This is a genomic window from Comamonas sp. Y33R10-2 (assembly GCF_019355935.1).
Lineage (GTDB): Bacteria > Pseudomonadota > Gammaproteobacteria > Burkholderiales > Burkholderiaceae_C > Comamonas.
Map to the genome: position 1 here is coordinate 1,604,345 of NZ_CP079925.1, position 20,125 is coordinate 1,624,469.

General features: G+C 56.1%; 15 protein-coding genes. 11 read left to right on the forward strand and 4 right to left on the reverse strand.

The features are described 5' to 3' along the window. Positions 1-10 precede the first annotated feature (10 nt). The 3 genes from KUF54_RS07260 to scpA form a co-directional block, all read right to left on the reverse strand. Positions 11-1,546, reverse strand: coding sequence for an acyl-CoA carboxylase subunit beta (locus KUF54_RS07260; RefSeq protein ID WP_219345965.1), 1,536 nt, complete (start codon positions 1,544-1,546; stop codon positions 11-13). 78 nt (positions 1,547-1,624) lie between these two features. Continuing rightward, on the reverse strand, positions 1,625-2,629 hold the full coding sequence (gene meaB / locus KUF54_RS07265; RefSeq protein ID WP_219345966.1) for a methylmalonyl Co-A mutase-associated GTPase MeaB: 1,005 nt from the start codon (positions 2,627-2,629) through the stop codon (positions 1,625-1,627). Between the two features lie 34 nt (positions 2,630-2,663). Further along, a complete protein-coding gene (scpA, locus tag KUF54_RS07270) occupies positions 2,664-4,838 on the reverse strand; it encodes a methylmalonyl-CoA mutase (RefSeq protein WP_219345967.1) in 2,175 nt (724 codons plus the stop codon). A 131-nt stretch (positions 4,839-4,969) separates the two neighbouring features. Between scpA and KUF54_RS07275 the strand changes: the two genes are divergently transcribed. From KUF54_RS07275 to prmB, 11 genes are all read left to right on the forward strand, one after another. Then, complete coding sequence (locus KUF54_RS07275) at positions 4,970-5,605, forward strand: GntR family transcriptional regulator (RefSeq protein ID WP_219345968.1); 636 nt, start codon at positions 4,970-4,972, stop codon at positions 5,603-5,605. Positions 5,606-5,777: 172 nt separating this feature from the next. Beyond that, positions 5,778-7,316 (forward strand): MHYT domain-containing protein, encoded by a 1,539-nt coding sequence (locus KUF54_RS07280; protein WP_219345969.1) that lies wholly within the window; start codon positions 5,778-5,780, stop codon positions 7,314-7,316. Positions 7,317-7,423: 107 nt separating this feature from the next. Beyond that, complete coding sequence (locus tag KUF54_RS07285) at positions 7,424-9,379, forward strand: long-chain fatty acid--CoA ligase (protein WP_219345970.1); 1,956 nt, start codon at positions 7,424-7,426, stop codon at positions 9,377-9,379. Between the two features lie 270 nt (positions 9,380-9,649). After that, a complete protein-coding gene (gene dusA / locus KUF54_RS07290) occupies positions 9,650-10,642 on the forward strand; it encodes a tRNA dihydrouridine(20/20a) synthase DusA (protein ID WP_219345971.1) in 993 nt (330 codons plus the stop codon). A gap of 177 nt (positions 10,643-10,819) precedes the next feature. Then, complete coding sequence (locus KUF54_RS07295; RefSeq protein WP_219345972.1) at positions 10,820-12,247, forward strand: polyhydroxyalkanoate depolymerase; 1,428 nt, start codon at positions 10,820-10,822, stop codon at positions 12,245-12,247. A gap of 17 nt (positions 12,248-12,264) precedes the next feature. Then, on the forward strand, positions 12,265-12,963 hold the full coding sequence (gene rsxB, locus KUF54_RS07300; RefSeq protein WP_219345973.1) for an electron transport complex subunit RsxB: 699 nt from the start codon (positions 12,265-12,267) through the stop codon (positions 12,961-12,963). Between the two features lie 271 nt (positions 12,964-13,234). Next, positions 13,235-14,440, forward strand: coding sequence for a succinyldiaminopimelate transaminase (dapC, locus tag KUF54_RS07305; protein ID WP_219345974.1), 1,206 nt, complete (start codon positions 13,235-13,237; stop codon positions 14,438-14,440). Positions 14,441-14,532: 92 nt separating this feature from the next. Next, positions 14,533-15,366, forward strand: coding sequence for a 2,3,4,5-tetrahydropyridine-2,6-dicarboxylate N-succinyltransferase (dapD, locus tag KUF54_RS07310; protein ID WP_219345975.1), 834 nt, complete (start codon positions 14,533-14,535; stop codon positions 15,364-15,366). A gap of 191 nt (positions 15,367-15,557) precedes the next feature. Then, positions 15,558-16,721, forward strand: coding sequence for a PilT/PilU family type 4a pilus ATPase (locus KUF54_RS07315; protein WP_219345976.1), 1,164 nt, complete (start codon positions 15,558-15,560; stop codon positions 16,719-16,721). A 77-nt stretch (positions 16,722-16,798) separates the two neighbouring features. Further along, a complete protein-coding gene (dapE, locus tag KUF54_RS07320) occupies positions 16,799-17,989 on the forward strand; it encodes a succinyl-diaminopimelate desuccinylase (RefSeq protein ID WP_219345977.1) in 1,191 nt (396 codons plus the stop codon). A 9-nt stretch (positions 17,990-17,998) separates the two neighbouring features. Continuing rightward, a complete protein-coding gene (gene prmB, locus KUF54_RS07325; RefSeq protein WP_219345978.1) occupies positions 17,999-18,946 on the forward strand; it encodes a 50S ribosomal protein L3 N(5)-glutamine methyltransferase in 948 nt (315 codons plus the stop codon). Between the two features lie 93 nt (positions 18,947-19,039). Here the strand turns inward: prmB and KUF54_RS07330 are convergent, their stop codons facing one another. Then, positions 19,040-20,110, reverse strand: coding sequence for a pirin family protein (locus KUF54_RS07330; protein ID WP_255576370.1), 1,071 nt, complete (start codon positions 20,108-20,110; stop codon positions 19,040-19,042). Positions 20,111-20,125 lie beyond the last annotated feature (15 nt).

Below are 20,125 nucleotides of genomic sequence, written 5' to 3' on the forward strand. Positions count from 1 at the left end.
CTTGTTCTTATTAGAGGGGGATGTTCCCGTGCTTGCGCCATGGGTTGTCCAGCTGCTTGTTCTTGAGCATCTCCAGCGAGCGGCAGATGCGCTTGCGCGTTTCGTGCGGCAGGATGACATCGTCGATAAAGCCACGCGCACCGGCCACAAAGGGGTTGGCAAAACGGGCCTTGTACTCGGCTTCGCGGGCGGCGAGCTTTTCGGGGTCGTTCTTGTCTTCACGGAAGATGATCTCCACCGCGCCCTTAGCGCCCATCACGGCGATTTCAGCATGTGGCCACGCCAGATTCACGTCACCGCGTAGGTGCTTGGAAGCCATCACGTCGTATGCACCGCCGTAGGCCTTGCGGGTAATGACGGTGATTTTCGGCACAGTGGCTTCAGCGTATGCGTACAGCAGCTTAGCGCCATGCTTGATGATGCCGCCGTACTCTTGCGAGGTACCGGGCATGAAGCCGGGCACGTCCACAAAAGTCACCACGGGGATGTTGAACGCATCGCAAAAGCGCACAAAACGCGCGGCCTTGATAGAGGACTTGATATCCAAGCAACCGGCCAGCACCAAAGGCTGGTTGGCCACGATGCCCACGGTCTGGCCAGCCATGCGAGCAAAACCAATCAAGATGTTCTTGGCGTACTCGGGCTGCAGCTCGAAGAAGTCGCCGTCATCAACCGTCTTGGCGATCAGCTCCTTCATGTCGTATGGCTTGTTGGCGTTTTCAGGCACCAGCGTATCGAGCGACATTTCGGCGCGATTTACCGGGTCGTTACTGGGGCGAACCGGTGCCTTTTCCTTGTTGTTCAAAGGCAGGTAGTTGTAGAGGCGACGCAGCATCATCAGTGCTTCAACATCGTTCTCAAAAGCCATATCGGCCACACCGCTCTTGGTGGTGTGAGTAATGGCACCGCCCAGCTCTTCAGCCGTGACTTCTTCGTGGGTCACAGTCTTCACGACTTCGGGACCGGTCACGAACATATAGCTCGAGTCCTTGACCATGAAGATGAAGTCGGTCATTGCAGGCGAGTACACCGCGCCGCCGGCCGATGGGCCCATGATCATGGAGATCTGAGGCACCACGCCCGAAGCCAGCACGTTCTTTTGGAACACGTCGGCATAACCACCCAGAGAGGCCACGCCTTCTTGAATACGCGCACCACCCGAATCGTTCAGGCCGATCACAGGAGCACCGACCTTCATGGCCTGGTCCATCACCTTGCAGATTTTTTCTGCATGGGTTTCAGACAGCGCGCCGCCAAACACAGTGAAGTCTTGGCTGAAGACAAATACCAGACGGCCGTTGATCATGCCGTAGCCGGTGACCACGCCGTCGCCGGGGATCTTGGTGTCTTCCATGCCAAAGTCCGTGCAGCGATGCTCCACGAACATGTCCCACTCTTCAAACGTGCCGTCGTCCAGCAGCAGCTCAATGCGTTCGCGCGCCGTGAGCTTGCCCTTTTTGTGTTGCGCATCGATGCGCTTTTGTCCCCCACCCAGCCGAGCGAGTTCTCGCTTGGCTTCCAGCTGCTTCAGGATATCGTCTTGCATGCTTGTCCTCTAACGTGATTTGGGTTGCTTGTCTCGCAAGTTGTGCTGCGATGCTATGGTAATTAGAGCTACTAGCGCCTACTGCATTTGGGCTAGAAGCAGGTTTCTTGCTGCGGTACTGGCCGCAATACGGCCGGCTGTCACATCGTCTTGAAGGACGGGGAGCATGGCTTTGACTTGCGGGTGCTGGCGAAACGCCTGCTTGAGTCCCGCGTCAATACGCTCCCACATCCAGGCCAGCGATTGCTTTTCGCGGCGCAGTTGCAGGCGGCCGTTGGTGGTTTGCATGTCTCTGAAACTGCTGACTGCAGCCCAGAAGTCATCCACCCCGTTGCCCAGCAAAGCGCTGATCTGAATCACACGCGGCTGCCAGAGCGCGCCATGCGTGGCGTGGTCCGGGTTGCCATGCATGCCCAGCAGGCGCAGGCTGGATGTAATCTGGGCCTGCGCACGGGTAGCGGCGTTTTTGTCGATGTCGGCCTTGTTGATGACCACGAGGTCAGCCAGTTCCATCACGCCCTTTTTGATAGCCTGCAAATCGTCGCCCGCATTAGGCAACTGCAGCACGCAGAACATATCGGTCATGCCATGTACGGCAATCTCGCTTTGGCCCACGCCCACGGTCTCGACGATGACCACGTCATAGCCTGCTGCTTCGCAGACCAGCATGGCTTCACGCGTTTTTTCAGCCACGCCGCCCAGCGTGCCACTGCTGGGGCTTGGGCGAATATAGGCTTCCAAGCGCATGGACAGGTGCTCCATGCGGGTCTTGTCACCCAAAATAGAGCCGCCCGAGACGGAGGACGATGGATCAATCGCCAGCACCGCAACGCGCAGGCCCTTGCCAATCAGGTGCAGACCCAGCGCTTCAATAAAGGTCGATTTACCAACCCCCGGCACGCCGCTGATGCCAAGGCGAAATGCCTTGCCCGTGTGCGGCAGCAGGGCCGTGAGCAAGGCATCGGCTTGCTCACGGTGGTCAGCGCGGGAAGATTCCAGCAGCGTAATGGCCTTGGCCATGGAGCGGCGCTGCACGGCAGCGTTGCCGTGCAGGATGCCGTCTTGCATTTGCTCAGGTGTCACTTCTGGTTCGCCTTTGCTATCAATGCACCGTGGCTTAAATGCCGTTGGCCTTTTTGATTTGCTCCAGCACATCCTTGGCGCTGGCGGGGATAGGAGTGCCGGGGCCATACACGCCCTTGACGCCTGCGCTGTACAGGAACTCATAGTCTTGTGCTGGCACGACACCACCCACGAAGACGATGATGTCGTCAGCGCCCTGTGCCTTGAGCTCAGCAATGATGGCGGGCACCAAAGTCTTGTGACCCGCAGCCAGTGTGGAGACACCCACAGCGTGCACATCGTTTTCAATGGCTTGGCGAGCACACTCTTCGGGAGTCTGGAACAGCGGGCCCATGTCCACGTCGTAGCCCAGATCGGCAAAAGCCGTGGCAACGACCTTGGCGCCACGGTCGTGACCGTCTTGGCCCAGCTTGGCGACCATCACGCGGGGGCGACGGCCAAGCGTTTCAGCCGCTGCGGCAATTTCTTCCTTGAGCTTGTCCCAACCTTCAGCAGAGTCGTAAGCGGCAGCGTACACACCCGTCACCTTTTGTGTATCAGCCCGGTGGCGGCCAAAGGCCTTTTCCATCGCGTCGGAGACTTCGCCCACCGTGGCGCGCAGACGCACGGCCTTGATGGCCAGATCCAGCAAGTTTCCTTCGCCGGATTCAGCTGCAGAAGTGATAGCTGCAAGCGCTTGTTCCACGGCTGCTGTATCGCGTTTTGCCTTGATGCTGTTGAGGCGTGCAATCTGGCTGTCACGGACCTTGACGTTGTCCACGTCCAAAATTTCGATGGGGTCTTCCTTGGCAAGCTTGTACTTGTTGACGCCAACGATGACTTCCTTGCCGGAGTCGATACGGGCCTGCTTTTCAGCGGCAGCGGCTTCAATCTTGAGCTTGGCCCAGCCGGAGTCCACCGCAGCGGTCATGCCGCCCATGGCGTCGACTTCTTCGATGATCTTCCAGGCGGCATCGGCCATGTCCTGGGTCAGCTTTTCCATCATGTAGGAACCGGCCCAAGGGTCGATCACATTAGTGATGTGGGTTTCTTCCTGAATGATCAGCTGCGTGTTGCGGGCAATACGGGCCGAGAATTCAGTAGGCAGTGCAATGGCTTCGTCCAGCGCATTGGTGTGCAGAGACTGGGTGCCGCCAAACACGGCGGCCATGGCTTCGATGGTGGTGCGCACCACGTTGTTGTACGGATCTTGCTCGGTCAAGCTCCAGCCAGAAGTCTGGCAGTGCGTGCGCAGCATCAGGCTCTTGGGGTTCTTGGCGCCGGTTTCCTTCATGATGCGGCACCACAGCAGACGGGCGGCGCGCATTTTGGCGATCTCCAGATAGAAGTTCATGCCAATCGCCCAGAAGAAGGACAGGCGGCCCGCGAAAGCGTCCACATCCATGCCCTTGTCGATGGCAGTCTTCACGTACTCTTTGCCGTCGGCCAGTGTAAAGGCCAGCTCCAGCGCCTGATTGGCACCGGCTTCTTGCATGTGGTAGCCCGAAATCGAGATCGAGTTGAACTTGGGCATGTTCGCGCTCGTGTACTCGATGATGTCGCCAATGATCTTCATCGATGGCTTGGGCGGGTAGATATAGGTGTTGCGCACCATGAACTCTTTCAGAATGTCGTTCTGAATCGTTCCTGCCAACTGATCTTGGCTCACGCCCTGCTCTTCAGCAGCCACCACGTAACCGGCCAGCACGGGCAGCACCGCGCCATTCATGGTCATGGAGACCGAGACCTTGTCCAGCGGAATCTGGTCAAACAAGATCTTCATGTCTTCGACCGAGTCAATGGCCACACCGGCCTTGCCCACATCGCCCGTCACGCGGGGATGGTCAGAGTCGTAGCCGCGGTGTGTGGCCAAATCGAATGCGACGGAAACGCCTTGGCCGCCGGCAGCCAGCGCCTTACGGTAGAAGGCGTTGGATTCTTCAGCGGTAGAGAAACCGGCGTACTGGCGAATGGTCCAAGGGCGACCTGCATACATGGTTGCTTGTGGGCCACGAATATAGGGGGGAAAACCGGGCAGCGTGTTGGTGTGCTGAAGGTCTGCGGTGTCTTCAGCCGTGTACAGGGGCTTGACGGTAATGCCGTCAGGCGTGACCCAGTTCAGGTTGTTGATATCACCACCGGGTGACACCTTGTTGGCAGCCTTTGCCCAGGCTTGCATGTCTGCAGGTGCAAATTCTTGTTGGCCCTGTGTATTGTTCTCTTGGCTCATGTTGTCTCTCTATCTCTCGTACGCGGTGCGTGCAGTGAAGTGTGAAATGGCGGCGAACTACTTGTTTGCCCTTAGTGTACATGATTCATAATTATGAATTCAAAATTTCTAATTGCATATAATGAGCGGTAATGACATCCAAAATGCTTACACCCCTCGCGCTATATGAACAGGTCGCTGAACAGCTACGCCAACGCATTTTTCGGCAAGAGCTCGAACCTGGCGTATGGATTGATGAGCTAAAGATTGCCGAAGAATTCGGCATCAGCCGCACTCCTATGCGTGAAGCATTAAAGGTTCTGGCCACTGAAGGGCTAGTTACCATGAAGCTGCGCCGTGGTGCTTATGTCACCGAGGTGTCGCGAAAAGATATTTCGGACGTCTATCACCTGCTGAGCCTGCTCGAAGCCGATGCCGCTTCAGAAGTTGCGGGCAAGGCCAGTGATGAAGAGTTGCAACGCTTAAAGCAAATCCACGATGAACTAAAGCAGCAAACTGCCAACTCAGATCGCTTCTTTGCGCTCAACGAGAGTTTTCACATGGAGATTCTGGAAATTGCCAATAACCGCTGGCGCATCCAGTTGGTGGCAGACCTGCGCAAGGTTATGAAGCTCAACCGCCACAAGTCGCTTTTCAAACAAGGCCGCATTGAGGACTCACTGGCCGAGCATGACGCCATCATGCAAGCCCTGCTAGAGCGTCAGCCGCATATCGCAATGAATGCAGTCAAGCAGCACTTTAGAAATGGGCTGGAAGCAGCGGTTTAGAGCACTTAGCTTCATAAGACTGAGCCGTCATTCGTCAACAATCGTCTTTGTAAGTCTTTTTGAAGTCTCTTAAAGATTCTTCCTACAAATAAAGTAAATCGGATTACTTTATTTGTGTCATCCTTAGCGCAGTAACGGAATGTGCTTTCATTCTTTAGGATGACTACTACTCATGTTAGAGAATTTTTTTTGGAGTTCATCTCCAGGAGTCCAGCTACAGCACGGTGAGCACGATCCTTTCTTGGTTCTGCTGTCACTCGCTGTTTGCTGGATTGCTTCCTCTCAGGCTCTTCGCCATGCGGCTTTTGCGCGTCTAGCCACTAAACCCCAACTGCGCTGCTGGTCTATTGCTGGCGGTTCGCTGGCGCTGGGTATAGGGATCTGGGCCATGCACTTTATTGGCATGCTGGCTTACTCCCTGCATGAGACTGTGCAATATGACCTGCTGCGCACGGTTATTTCAATCCTTCCAGGCATAGCGGCTTCAGCTGTTGCCCTCACCTTGTTATCTCGCAATGAGATCAGCCCCAAACAATTAATGATTGGCGGCCTGATTGTTGGCGTTGGTATTGCCACCATGCATTACAGCGGTATGGCAGCCATGCGCATGTCGTCGCCGCATAAGTACTCACCTTTTTGGTTTGCGGTTTCACTCATTGTTGGCGTGGCTTTAGCGACTTTGGCGCTTTGGGTACGTTTTGGACTCAACCGCTCCAGCATCAAGCACGACACACTGCGCAAAACACTGGCAGCGCTCATCATGGGCGGCGCGATTGCAGGCATGCACTATATTGCCATGCTGGCGCTGCGAGTCACCGCTGATCACAGCAGTCACGGCATCGCAGCCAGCAATGACAAGCTTATTCTTGCCCTGACCATCGCTTTGATTACGCTCGCCATCGGCGGCCTGATTGCCCAAGCCAACGGCTTGATCCACTACCGTACTCGCTGGCAAAAAGTCGATATGAATGAGGCCCGCTTGAGTGCCTTAGTCAATATGGCTGCCGACGGCATTATCTGCATAGACAATCGCGGCCTAGTGACCGACTACAACCCGGCGGCTGAAGCCATTTTTGGCTGGACTGCAGAAGAAGTGCTTGGCCAGAACGTGAAGATGCTCATGCCTTCGGCATTGTCCGGTCAGCACGATCATTATCTTGACCGCCATGAGACAGGTCAGCGCAATGCACAGCCGCCCCTGAAAAACAAAATTTCTGAAGTACTGGGGCAAAACAAGCAAGGCGCTCTAGTGCCACTTCGCCTCGCATTAAGTCAAGCCGAAGCACGCGGCCAGCGCATCTACGTGGGCTTGCTGACAGATTTAACCGATCGCAAAAAAACCGAGCACCAGCTGCATATTGCCGCTACTGTTTTTGATCATTCTTATGAAGGCATGGTGGTGCTTGACGCCAACCGTAAAGTGGTCGATATCAACCCAGCTTTTGAGCGCATGAGCGGTTTGAGCCGAAAAATTGCGAAGAATAAAGAATTTATCAGTTTGTTTATTCACGACGATGAAGATTCTCGCTGGCATGAAATTTGGACTCAAATAGGCCGCAACGGCCATTGGCAAGGTGCTTGCACCATGCGCCATGACGCGCATACCCACCAAATTTCCTTAACCGCCGTGCGAGACGAGCAGCAGCGCCTGCACCACTACATTGCCGTTTGTTATCAGCGCATTGATATTCCACTAACCGTTTCGATCTGAATTAGCCAGAATTGGCTTGATTCAAAACTTGGACCGTTTGTTTCATTTTTAATCGGCCGCTATCATTCACGAAGCAGCAACTGGCCTGTTTTATGAAGGTTAAGCGTATGGATCATCAAAGTGCGAACGATGTACTAGGCCTGAAAGCTCTGAGCGAGAACTTGAAGATTGCGCAAGCTCAAACTTTGCCAGAGCTTTTAGCCATCCGGGTTCGCACTACTCCACTCGGCGAGGCCTACCGCGAGTTCGATGAAGCTAGCAACAACTGGAAAAGCCTAAGCTGGGCAGATACTGCAGAGCGTGTTGCCCGCTGGAGCCGAGCACTTTGCGCATCCAATCTGCCGCAAGGTGCACGCGTTGCCATCTTGCTGCCCAATGGTTTTGATGCCATGTCGATTGATCAGGCATGCCTGCGCTGCGGCTATGTGCCTGTCCCACTGCACGCCATCGATAACGCCGGAAGCATTGCTTACATTCTGGCCGACTCTGGCGCATCGCTGCTGGTTGTGGCCGAAGCCAGAGCCTGGGATCGCATCTGTGCCACAGGCCAATATTTGCCTGCGCTCCAAATAGTCATCCATGCAAAGCAAACCAAGCAAGATGAGGCATCAAACAGGCGCCCCGCAGAGATTGCGGAAGGCTCGCAAGACGCAGTCAAAGCCCTTTACGCCAAGCCGATGATTGTTCTGAGCGCTTGGCTACAAGCAGGGGACAAAAGCGTTACGGAGCTCCCTGCTGCGCCACTAAAAACCGATCTCGCTGGCATTGTCTACACCTCAGGCACCACTGGCAAACCCAAGGGAGTGATGCTCACGCATGACAATGTGGTCAGCGATGTGCATGCAGTGATGCAGCGCGTCATCGCCTTACAGGAAGATGTTTTTCTCTCCTTTTTGCCACTTTCGCATACGTTTGAAAGAACCACCGGCTACTACTTGGCCGTCGCGACAGGTTCTTGCGTGGCATACGCACGCTCGGTTGCCCTTCTTTCTCAGGACTTGAAAAGTATCCGGCCGACCGTATTGATCTCCGTACCTCGCATCTACGAGCGCGTCTTTGCCAAGGTGCAAGAAACATTGGCACTGAGCCCGAATAAGCACAAGCTGTTTGATGCGGCTGTTAACAAAGGCTGGCTCAGTTTCTGCGCCAAGCAGGGCATTCCCATTTCAAAACCGCAAACTGCAGAGCAAAGCAATGGCGGCTGGGCCGATTTAGTGCCTGCATGGCTTTTGCGAAAGCTTGTAGCTCAGCCCTTGCTTGCCCAATTTGGTGGTCGCTTGCGAATCGCCGTCAGCGGCGGTGCCCCGCTCTCCCCCACCATTGCACGCGCCTTTTTAGGTCTTGGCCTGCCAATGGTGCAAGGCTATGGAATGACAGAAACAGCGCCTGTTGTCAGCGCCAATGGACTCGATGACAACTGGCCAGATACGGTGGGGAAGTCCTTGCCCGGTATCAACGTGCGTATTGGCGATGATCAAGAGTTGCAAATTTCAGGACCTATCGTCATGCGCGGCTACTGGAACCGTCCTGCAGATACGGCGAAGACATTCACCGCTGATGGCTGGCTGAAAACCGGAGATCAAGCAGCTTTAGAAAATGGTCGTATCCGAATCAAAGGCCGCATCAAGGAGATCATCGTCACCTCAACGGGTGAGAAAGTTCCGCCCAATGATGTGGAGCAAGCCATCATGGTCGACCCGCTGTTTGAGCAAGTCTTTGTCGTTGGCGAAAACCAGCCTTTCATTGCCTGCGTTGCCGTAGTCAATGCGGTGGAATGGGAGGTCATGGCCAAAAGTCTGGGCTTGAATCCAGACGAAAAATCCAGTCTTGAGCACTCTGCATCGAAGCGCGAGGCCTTGGCTCGCATCGAAAAGCAAACACGTAGCTTTGCTAAATATGCAGTGCCCAGAGCCATTTGCCTTGTCAAAGACTCATGGAACATTGATAACGGTTTGATGACCCCTACCCTCAAGCTCAAGCGTAAGAACTTGATGGCGTTCTACGAAAAAGATATTGCCCTGATGTACGGAGTCCAACCAGATAGCTGGAAGACAAAGGACTGATTTACCGCGCTCTCTGTTTAAAAGAGAGCTTTTAAAATTCATGTAAGTTACATTAGATATGTTCCTACGTGATGTTTAGGATGGAAAAATACAGCCACTTCCTTCATACATGCCTAATGGCTTTCAATCGCCTGCGCATATGACACAGACGGAATCACTAAAATATCGCCATTCCAAAACGAAGATGGGCAGTTTCACCTCGCTCCTCGTCAAACGTTTTATCGATCTGCCCTCAGCTAGTCCGTACTGCTCGGATCTTTCCCAGCCCCCATGACCGATACACAACAACACTCCATCTGGCGCATGTCCGTTGCGCCAATGATGGATTGGACCGATAGACATTGCCGTTACTTTCATCGCCTGCTCAGCCAGCACACCCTGCTCTACACCGAGATGGTGACGACAGGAGCCTTGGTGCATGGAGATGTGGCACGTCATCTGCGCTTTTCAGCTGAAGAACACCCTGTAGCGCTGCAATTAGGTGGCTCAGAGCCAGTAGATCTGGCGCACAGCGCGCGTTTAGGCGAGCAATGGGGCTACAAAGAGATCAACCTTAACTGCGGCTGCCCTAGCGAGCGGGTGCAGCGCGGCGTGTTTGGCGCTTGCTTGATGAATGAAGCATCTTTGGTAGCGGATTGCGTTAAGGCCATGGCCGATGTGGTGTCGGTCCCCGTCACCGTCAAACACCGCATTGGTATCGACAAAGTTGAAAGCTACGACTTTGTTCGCGATTTTGTGGGCATTGTGGCTGATGCTGGCTGCAATGTGTTTGTGGTTCATGCCCGTAATGCCTGGCTCAAAGGCTTGTCGCCCAAGGAAAACCGCGAGGTTCCGCCGCTGCGCTATGAAATCGTGGCCCAACTCAAGCGCGACTTCCCTCATCTAACCATTGCTGTCAATGGCGGCATCAAAACTGACGAGGTGGTGCAGCAGCAGCTTGAGCTGGTTGACGGCGTGATGGTGGGGCGCGAGGCCTATCACAACCCCTGGTGGATGGCTTCTTGGGATGCTCTTTACTATCAAGATGAGAGCAAAGAGCGAACGCGTGAGGCTGTTGAAGAGCAGATGGTGCTTTATATGGAGCGTGAAGCACGCGAGCATGGCACGAACTGGTATTCCATTGCCCGTCACATGCTGGGGCTTCGCAACAGCCTAGCCGGTGCTCGCCGCTGGCGTCAGGTGTGGAGCGATCACCGCCTGAAAACTCTGCCCGCACATGAGGTGATGAAGATTGCCCGAACCAAGTCCGGCGAAGCCGACTGAGGCGCGATAACTCCCCTAAAAAAGTTGACACTGTCAGCTTTTTTCTTTTGTGCAAGTGACCGCAAAGACCTCGTTGCGCTTTGCCATCAGATTACTAAAGAGAGGGAAACTGGCTATTTCGTCCAGCTCAAGCTACTGATATATTGCACTGCAACATAACCTGTGGAAGTGCCTCTCATGCTCTATCAGATTTACGAAATGCAACGCTCAATGGTCGAGCCATTTGCTGACTTTGCCCAAGCCGCTTCCAAGTTCTATAACAACCCCCATTCGGCCTTTAGCAAGGTTCCGCTGGCCCAGCGCATGGCCGCAGGCTTCAATCTTGTTTATCGCTTGGGTAAGGACTATGAAAAACCTGAGTTCGACCTGCGCAATGTCGAAGTAGACGGTGTCGATGTCACCATCCGCGAGCGTGTAGAGATTGATAAGCCGTTTTGTGAGCTGCGCCGCTTCAAGCGCTTTTCAGACGACCCCAAAACGCTGGACGCCATGCTCAGCCAGCCCGTGGTGCTGATCGTCGCTCCTCTGTCTGGCCATTACGCAACGTTGCTGCGCGATACCGTGCAAAGCATGTTGGGAGGCCATAAGGTCTACATCACCGACTGGAAGAACGCCCGCACCGTGCCACTGTCCGAAGGTGAGTTTCACCTCGACGACTACGTGAACTACGTGCAAGAGTTCATTCGCTACCTGCAAGGCCGCTACGGTCAGTGCCATGTGGTCAGCGTGTGCCAGCCCACCGTGCCCGTGCTGGCCGCGGTATCGCTGATGGCCAGCCGCGGCGAGAGCACACCTTTGTCCATGACCATGATGGGCGGCCCCATTGATGCCCGCCGCTCGCCTACCGCCGTGAACAATCTTGCGGAGACCCGCAGCTACGATTGGTTTAAGAGCAACGTTATTTACGAAGTGCCGAAAAACTATCCCGGTGCAGGCCGCCGTGTGTATCCCGGCTTTTTGCAGTATTCGGGCTTTGTGGCGATGAACCCTGACCGCCATGCCAACAGCCATTACGACTACTTCAAGGACTTGATCAAGGGCGATGAGGCCAGCGCTGAGCATCACCGCAAGTTCTACGACGAGTACAACGCCGTGCTGGACATGGATGCGGACTACTACTTGGAAACCATTGCGACCGTCTTCCAAGAGTACAAACTTGTGAACGGCACTTGGAATGTGAAAAACGAGCAAGGCGAGCTTGAGTTGGTGCGCCCCCAAGACATCAAAACTACTGCCTTGCTGACCGTAGAAGGCGAGCTTGACGATATCTCCGGCTCTGGCCAGACCCGCGCAGCACATGACCTGTGCTCCAGCATCCCCGAAAACGCACAAAAGCATATTGAAGTGCAAGGCGCTGGCCACTACGGCATCTTCAGCGGCAGCCGCTGGCGCAAGACTGTGTACCCACAGGTGCGCGACTTCATCCTTTCTCACCAGCCAGCAGCCGCAACAGCCGCCAGCGCTGCAGGTCATGTCAGCAGCGCAAGCGACGATGCACCCGTGGCAGAAAGCTTGATCGACGACGAGCACGCCAAGCAGCCAAAAACAGGTCAAAATAGCGCCCCCGCCCCGCATAAGCGCAACAACCATCGCGCCAGGGGCTAAAGGCTTACCAGACCAGCATGAACGCATCACCGTCCGCAGCCTCTTCGCTTCAAGCACTGGCTGCGAACATTGATGCAGCCCTGCCCCAGACCCAATGCACGCGCTGCGGATACCCCGATTGCGCGTCCTATGCCGGGGCCATTGCCAGCAGAGAAGCCCCCATCAATCAATGCCCGCCGGGCGGGCAAGAAGGCGTGCGCCGTCTGGCGCTCATTACCGGCCAGCCTGAGTCACCTTTGAGCGCCGAGCACGGCATAGACGCTCCGCGCGCCTTGGCCGTCATTGACGAGGCTTGGTGCATTGGTTGCACGCTGTGCATCAAGGCCTGCCCTACCGATGCCATTTTGGGCGCCAACAAGCGCATGCACACCGTCATTGCCGATCACTGCACCGGCTGCGAGTTGTGCATTCCAGTCTGCCCTGTGGACTGTATTGAACTCATCAATGCCAGTGGTGATGCCACGGGCTGGAATGCTTGGAGCCCCGCACAGGCTGACCATGCCCGCAGCCGCTACAGCGACCATGTACAGCGCACAGGCCGCAAAGCCAATGCGCCGGTACGCACCACAGCATTGTCAGCCGCCACAGAAATGCCCGCTGAAGCCACCACCGAGGCAACGCTTGACACCCCGCAGCTAGCAGTGCCAGCCAGCGATAAAAAAGCGACGATTGCCGCCATCTTGGCCAAAGCCAAAGCCCAACGCGCCGGGCTTTGATCTTTATGAATGAAACAGCCTTCTTGTCCACATAAATAATGGACTAGATGCTATCTATTTGTGAGTATGAAAAGCGTCAAAAGCCTAGCGAGCAAGCTCTATCTTTTGGACGCTCTTTTATCGCCTTAACCTGACTCTTTGCCGATTCACTAGTGTTTTCTCCATCACTTTCGTCGAAAAACACAAAACACAACGGCGAAAAATGGAAAACAAAGCACTTATCTGCGCTATTTTCATCTGTGCAAATAGCTCCAGCCCATAATGTGCATCTATGAACCCCCTGCTCTCGCGCCTCCAGCCTTATCCGTTTGAACGCCTTCGTCAGCTGTTTGCCTCTGTACAGCCGCCAGCAGGTGTGCGTCCCATCAGTCTCGGCATTGGCGAGCCGCGCCACGCCACGCCGCCTTTTATCGAGCAAGCCCTAAGTAGCGAACTCCAAGGACTGTCGGTTTACCCCGCTACCGCCGGTATGCCCGTGCTGCGCGAGGCCTGCGCAAAGTGGGCCAACCAGCGCTACGGCCTTGAGCTTGATGCCGCCACGCAGATCATTCCCGTCAATGGCTCGCGTGAAGCGCTGTTTGCCTTCACTCAAGTGGTGGTGGACAACACCAAAGCTGGTGCGCGCGTCATTTGCCCCAACCCCTTCTACCAAATCTACGAAGGCGCGACGCTGCTCGCTGGTGCAACGCCTTACTACGCAGCCAGCGACGCAGCACGCAACTTTGCCGTAAACTGGGATGCAGTGCCCGAGGATGTGTGGCAGAACACGCAGATGATTTTTGTGTGCTCGCCCGGCAACCCCACAGGCGCGGTGATGCCCTTGTCAGAATGGGAAAAGCTCTTTGCCCTGTCCGACAAGCATGGCTTTGTGATTGCCAGCGACGAGTGCTATAGCGAGATCTACTTCCAAGAAGAAGCGCCCTTGGGCGGACTGGAAGCCGCTAAAAAGCTGGGCCGTCATGATTTTAAGAACTTGGTGATGTTCACCAGCCTGTCCAAGCGCAGCAATGTGCCCGGCCTGCGCAGCGGCTTTGTGGCGGGCGATGCTACCCTGCTCAAGTCCTTCTTGCTCTACCGTACCTACCACGGCGGCGCGATGAGCCCTGTGGTGCAAACCGCATCAGTGGCCGCTTGGAACGATGAGGCCCATGTCCAAGAAAACCGCCGCCTGTACCGCGAGAAGTTTGCACAGGTTACGCCCGTGCTCGCCAAAGTCATGGATGTGAAGCTGCCCGATGCCAGCTTCTACCTGTGGGCCGGCATTCCTGCAGAGTTAGGCATGGATGATGCGCAATTCGCCAAGGAGCTGTACATTCATACAGGCGTCACGGTTTTGCCAGGTAGCTACTTGGCCCGAGAGGCTCAAGGCTTTAACCCCGGCGCCAACCGCATTCGCATGGCGCTGGTGGCAGAAACGGCAGAATGTCTGGAAGCGGCGCAGCGCATCGCCCAGTTCATCGCAAGCCGTACGCACTGATTGACCCTCATAAAGGGTTGTAACAGACCCTTTATGGCTAAACGATTTACCTTAACTTTCGATTGAAATATCGAGCTTTAACTGAAAACATCATGACCCAACAACTGCAATCCATCATTGACGCCGCCTGGGAAAACCGTTCAGAGATCTCTGCCAAGTCCGCTCCTAAGGAAGTGGCTGAAGCAGTTCAGCATGCTTTGAACGAACTCAATAACGGTACGCTGCGCGTGGCGACCCGTGAAGGCGTGGGTCAGTGGACTGTGCACCAGTGGCTGAAAAAGGCCGTGCTGCTGTCCTTCCGACTGAACGACAACAAGCTGATCCAATCGGGTGACCTGAACTTCTTTGACAAGGTCCCCACCAAGTACGAAGGTATGAGCGAAGCCGAAATCGCCGCCACCGGCGTGCGCGTGGTGCCGCCTGCTGTGGCCCGCCGCGGCTCTTTCATCGCCCCTGGCGCCATCCTGATGCCTTCCTACGTGAACATCGGTGCCTACGTGGACTCCGGCACCATGGTGGACACTTGGGCCACCGTGGGCTCCTGCGCCCAAGTGGGCAAGAACGTTCACCTGTCGGGTGGCGTGGGCCTGGGCGGCGTGCTCGAACCCCTGCAAGCCAACCCCACCATCATTGAAGACAACTGCTTCATCGGTGCCCGCTCCGAAGTGGTCGAAGGCGTGATCGTGGAAGAAAACTCCGTCATCTCCATGGGCGTGTACATCGGCCAGTCCACCCCCATCTTCAATCGCGAAACCGGTGAAACCACCTTCGGCCGCGTGCCCGCTGGCTCCGTGGTGGTGTCGGGCAACCTGCCCAAGAAGACCAAGGACGGCAAGGACTACTCCATGTATGCCGCCATCATCGTCAAGACCGTGGATGCCAAGACCCGCTCCACAACCAGCTTGAACGACCTGCTGCGCGATTAATTTCGCCGCACCTTTAAGGTGTGTCACAAAAAGCCTGCCCGCTTGCAAAGCGCGCAGGCTTTTTTCATGCCTGAGGCCATAGCGCAGGCCGGCTCAAGCCCGCCTAGCCTCACAAGGCGCTAACATGCACAAACCGAGAGGCCGCGTACAGTTTGTGTGCCAGCAATGAGAAAACAAGGGATGAGAGAAAAATGAGCACTATGGAAAAAATTCTGCGTCTGATGGCTGAGAAAAAAGCCTCCGACGTCTTTCTTTCAGCCCGTGCACCGGCACTAATCAAGATCAATGGCGTAAGCGTTCCTATTAACAACCAGGAGCTGCCAGTCGATGCCCCTTTGGCATTACTTGCCGAAGTTGTCTCCCCTGAAGCTATTAAAGAGCTCACAGAAACGGGCGAGTTGAACACCGCGATCCCAATTACCGGCTTGGGGCGCTTTCGTATCAGCGCTATGCGCCAGCGCGGCAGCTATGCCGTTGTAATTCGCTTTATTGCACAGCAAATTCCCAACCGCAACTCCCTTTGCCTGCCTCCCATCGTCAGTGATTTGATTATGGAAAAGCGCGGTCTGGTGCTCATTGTTGGCGCCACTGGCTCAGGCAAAAGCACCACGCTGGCCAGCATGATTGAAGAGCGCAATGAAACGCTTACCGGCCACATCCTGACGGTGGAAGACCCCATCGAATTTCAGTTTCGCAACAAAAAATCCATCGTCAACCAGCGTGAAGTCGGCACGGACACCGCCACCTTGGGCACGGCGCTCAAAAATGCGCTGCGCCAAGCGCCTGATGTGATTTTGATTGGCGAAATTCGCGACCGCGAGACCATGTCTGCCGCACTGGCTTACGCCCAGTCCGGTCACCTGTGTCTGGCCACGCTTCACGCCAACAACAGCTATCACGCACTCAACCGTATCTTGTCCTTCTTCCCTGAAGAAATACGACCCAGCATGCTCGGTGAGTTGGCTGCCGCGCTCAAGGCCGTCATTTCTCAGCGCTTGGTACGCACTGTCAAACATACGCGCGTGCCGGCGGTCGAGGTCATGCTCAACACCAAGCTGATCAGCGACATGATTCAAAAGGGTGATTTTGGCGGTGTCAAGGAATCCATGGAGAAATCCATGGCCGAAGGCTCACAAACCTTTGAAGAAGCGCTGGCCGACCTAGTGCGCAGTGGCACAATCGAGCGCAACGAAGCGCTGACTTATGCCGACTCGCCCACCAATCTGATGTGGCGCATGGATAATGACACCCACCGCGGTCCCACCAGCAACATCGTTATCGCCGATGTGATGCTGACCGACGAAGACGAAGAACCGTCCTTCACAGAAATCACCCTCGATGTCAAAAATGGCTGAGCCAGAGCTGCACTTGAAATCCAAGACAGCGTAGCGCCAGCCGTTTTGCCATTGTTTTAGTTTGAAGCCCAACCCCCATGTCCCGGACCCTGCAACTGACCGAGCAGCTCATCAGCCTGCCTTCTGTCACTCCTGAAGATGCTGGCTGCCTTGAGCTGCTGAGCGCTGCCCTCAAACCCATGGGCTTTGCCTGTGAGCGCCTCGATAGCGGCCCCGCCGACTTTCGCGTGCAAAACCTCTGGGCAAAACTGACTCCAGTCCAGTCCACATCTGCACAGAACGCTATTAGTTCTGACAGGGCTGTGCTGGTCTTCGCAGGTCACACGGATGTGGTGCCGCCCGGCCCGCTCAAAGAATGGACCAGCCCTCCGTTTGTGCCCATGCACCGCAATGGCCACTTGTATGGCCGTGGCGCCAGCGACATGAAAACGTCCATCGCCGCCTTTGTGGTGGCGCTGGAGGAATTTTTGCAAGCCACGCCCCAGCCCGCTTTCGACATCGCTCTCTTGCTCACCAGTGATGAAGAAGGCCCTTCTATCGACGGCACCAAGGTCGTTGTTGAAGAACTGCGCAAGCGCGGCGAGCGTCTGGACTGGTGCATTGTGGGCGAGCCCACCTCCGTCAAGCGCACCGGCGACATGATCAAAAACGGCCGCCGCGGCACCATGAGCGGCAAGCTCACCGTCAATGGCGTGCAAGGCCATATTGCCTACCCACAACTGGCCCGCAACCCCATTCATGAAGCCCTGCCCGCGCTGGCCGAGTTAGCTGCCACCGTCTGGGACCGTGGCAATGACTTCTTTCAGCCCACCAGCTGGCAAATCAGCAATATCCACGGCGGCACAGGCGCGAGCAATGTGATCCCCGGCCATGTGGTGATTGACTTCAACTTCCGCTTTTGCACCGAGTCCAGCGCGGACTCCCTGCAGCAGCGTGTGCACGAGGTGCTGGAGCGCCACGGCGTTGAGTACTCCCTGGTCTGGACCATTGGCGGCCAGCCCTTTTTGACCACGCCCGGCACCTTGGTGCAGGCAGTACAAGCCGCCATCAAGGATGAAACCGGTCTGGATACCGAGCTATCGACCACCGGCGGCACCAGCGACGGCCGCTTCATCGCGCAGATCTGCGCGCAGGTCATTGAGATGGGCCCGCCCAACGCCAGCATCCACAAAATCGACGAATGCATTGCGCTGGCCGATATCGAGCCACTCAAGAACATTTACCGCAAGACGCTGGAGCAACTCCAGCGCCAGCAAACCTCTGTATAAGAACGCCGCATGAACGCAAGCACCCCTCACACCATCACCGGCAACACCATCGCCGAGCTGATTGCCAGCGGCGCGCAGGCGCTGACTGCGGCTGGCGTGGCCTTTGGTCACGGCACAGCCACGGCTGAAGACGAAGCCGCTTGGCTGGTTCTCTGGAAGCTGGCCCTGCCGCTAGACAGCGAACTCACGCCCGGCGCGCCAGAATCTGTGGCAAATCAGGCTGTAGTCCAAGAACAGCAAGCACAAGTAGCTACGCTTTTTGAAGAGCGTATCCGCACGCGCAAACCTGCCGCCTACCTTACCAATGAGGCTTGGCTGGTGGGCGTGCCCTTTTACATTGACGAGCGCTCCATCGTCCCGCGCAGTTTTATTGCTGAGTTTTTGGCTGATGGCAGCATTGACGACTGGCTGAGTGACAAAACTCAGCAGGTACTGGATTTATGTACAGGCAACGGATCTTTGGCCTGTTTGGCCGCCATGGCATACCCGGATGTGCATGTCACCGGCGCTGACATTTCTGCCGACGCGCTGGCCGTGGCCCGCATCAACGTAGACAAGCACGGCCTGCAAGAGCGCGTGACGCTGCTGGAAAGCAACGGCATGAGCGCAGTGCCCGGCACTTGGGACTTGGTACTGTGCAACCCGCCTTACGTCAACTCTGACAGCATGGGCAAACTGCCAGCGGAATATCTGGCCGAGCCAGAGCTAGCCTTGGCTGGCGGCGCGGATGGCATGGACTTTATTCGCCAACTCCTCAAAGACCTGCCCTCACGCCTGAACAAGGATGGTGTGGTGATTTTGGAGATCGGCAACGAAAGGCCGTATTTTGAAACGGCCTTCCCGGACCTACCCGTCTTCTGGCTCGACACCAGCTCGGGCGACGAGCAAGTGCTGCTGCTGACCGAAGAATCCCTGCGCCACTGGAGCAACGGCGACACGGCGGCGCTAACGCTTTAACGCACAGCGCTTTCGAAGCGATTTCACAGAGCGCGATCAATGCCAATGCGGGCGACATGTTGAGACAATTGGTGAAACAAGCGCCCGCATTTTTTAAGGCTTCTCTACGTCACTTCGCCCCATATACCGGGCAAAGCGCTCATACCCCGGCCCATGCATGGGCTGGCGTGTCTCCCAGGGCCAGCCGCCGAACTGCGTCCGCTGAAAATCGCGTTTGGCCTGGTGCAACTCTTCAATGGTGTTGGTCACGTAGACAGTCGATCGCACCACGGGCTCATTCAAAGGCACGCCTTGCAGCAGCATCAGGCGCACCGTGTGGGCACTGCGATTGGCCAGCGGCAAAGCGGCCTGCGCCAGCACCCGCACGCGCTTATTGCCTCCCACGTCCTGCCCATCCACCAGTAAACCGATACCTGTATAGACATACAAGGTGCGCTGTGTCTGCGCCAATTGCGCAGCAGGCAAGGTCTGACGGGCACCGGGCTCCAGCGTGATCATCCAGATGGCGACCTCCGAGCGGGGATCCGCCGCCCAGGTGTCGAGCGTGGGAACGATGGGTTGAATCGACACTGGTGCGAAACCGTCGGCACTTTGCTCCGGCTCCTGTGGCTGATAGGTCCCGGCGATGATCTTCACATCCGCCCCGCCATGTTGGTAATGCGGAATGTGCGCATCCCACATCATTTTGTATTCGGGGTGCACCATTTTCTTGCGACCCGGCATGTTCAGCCAGACCTGAAACAGCTCGAACTCATTGGGCTGATCCTGACTCAGCAGCGGAAACATCTCGGCATGCTGAATACCGCCACCGGCCGTCATCCATTGCACATCACCGGGACCGTAGCGGCCGCTATTGCCCAGTGAGTCGGCATGATCCACATAGCCTTTTTGCAAAATAGAGACCGTCTCCATTCCCCGGTGTGGGTGATTGGGAAAGCCCGGCATCCCGTCAGCCCCCGAATACAAGCTATAGCCATCAGGGTTGCCAAAATCACTGCCAGCAGGATGGCCCACACGATGACTCTCAGGCACCGCGTAGTGCTCATCCCCGGCGGGGTAGTGCTCCACATGGTGGGCGCAGACCAGAAAAGGGTCTATGCCCACCCACGGCTGGGTCAGTTCTATGCATTCGAGAATGGGATTGTCTTGAATGGGATCCATCATGATGAGAGCTCTCTG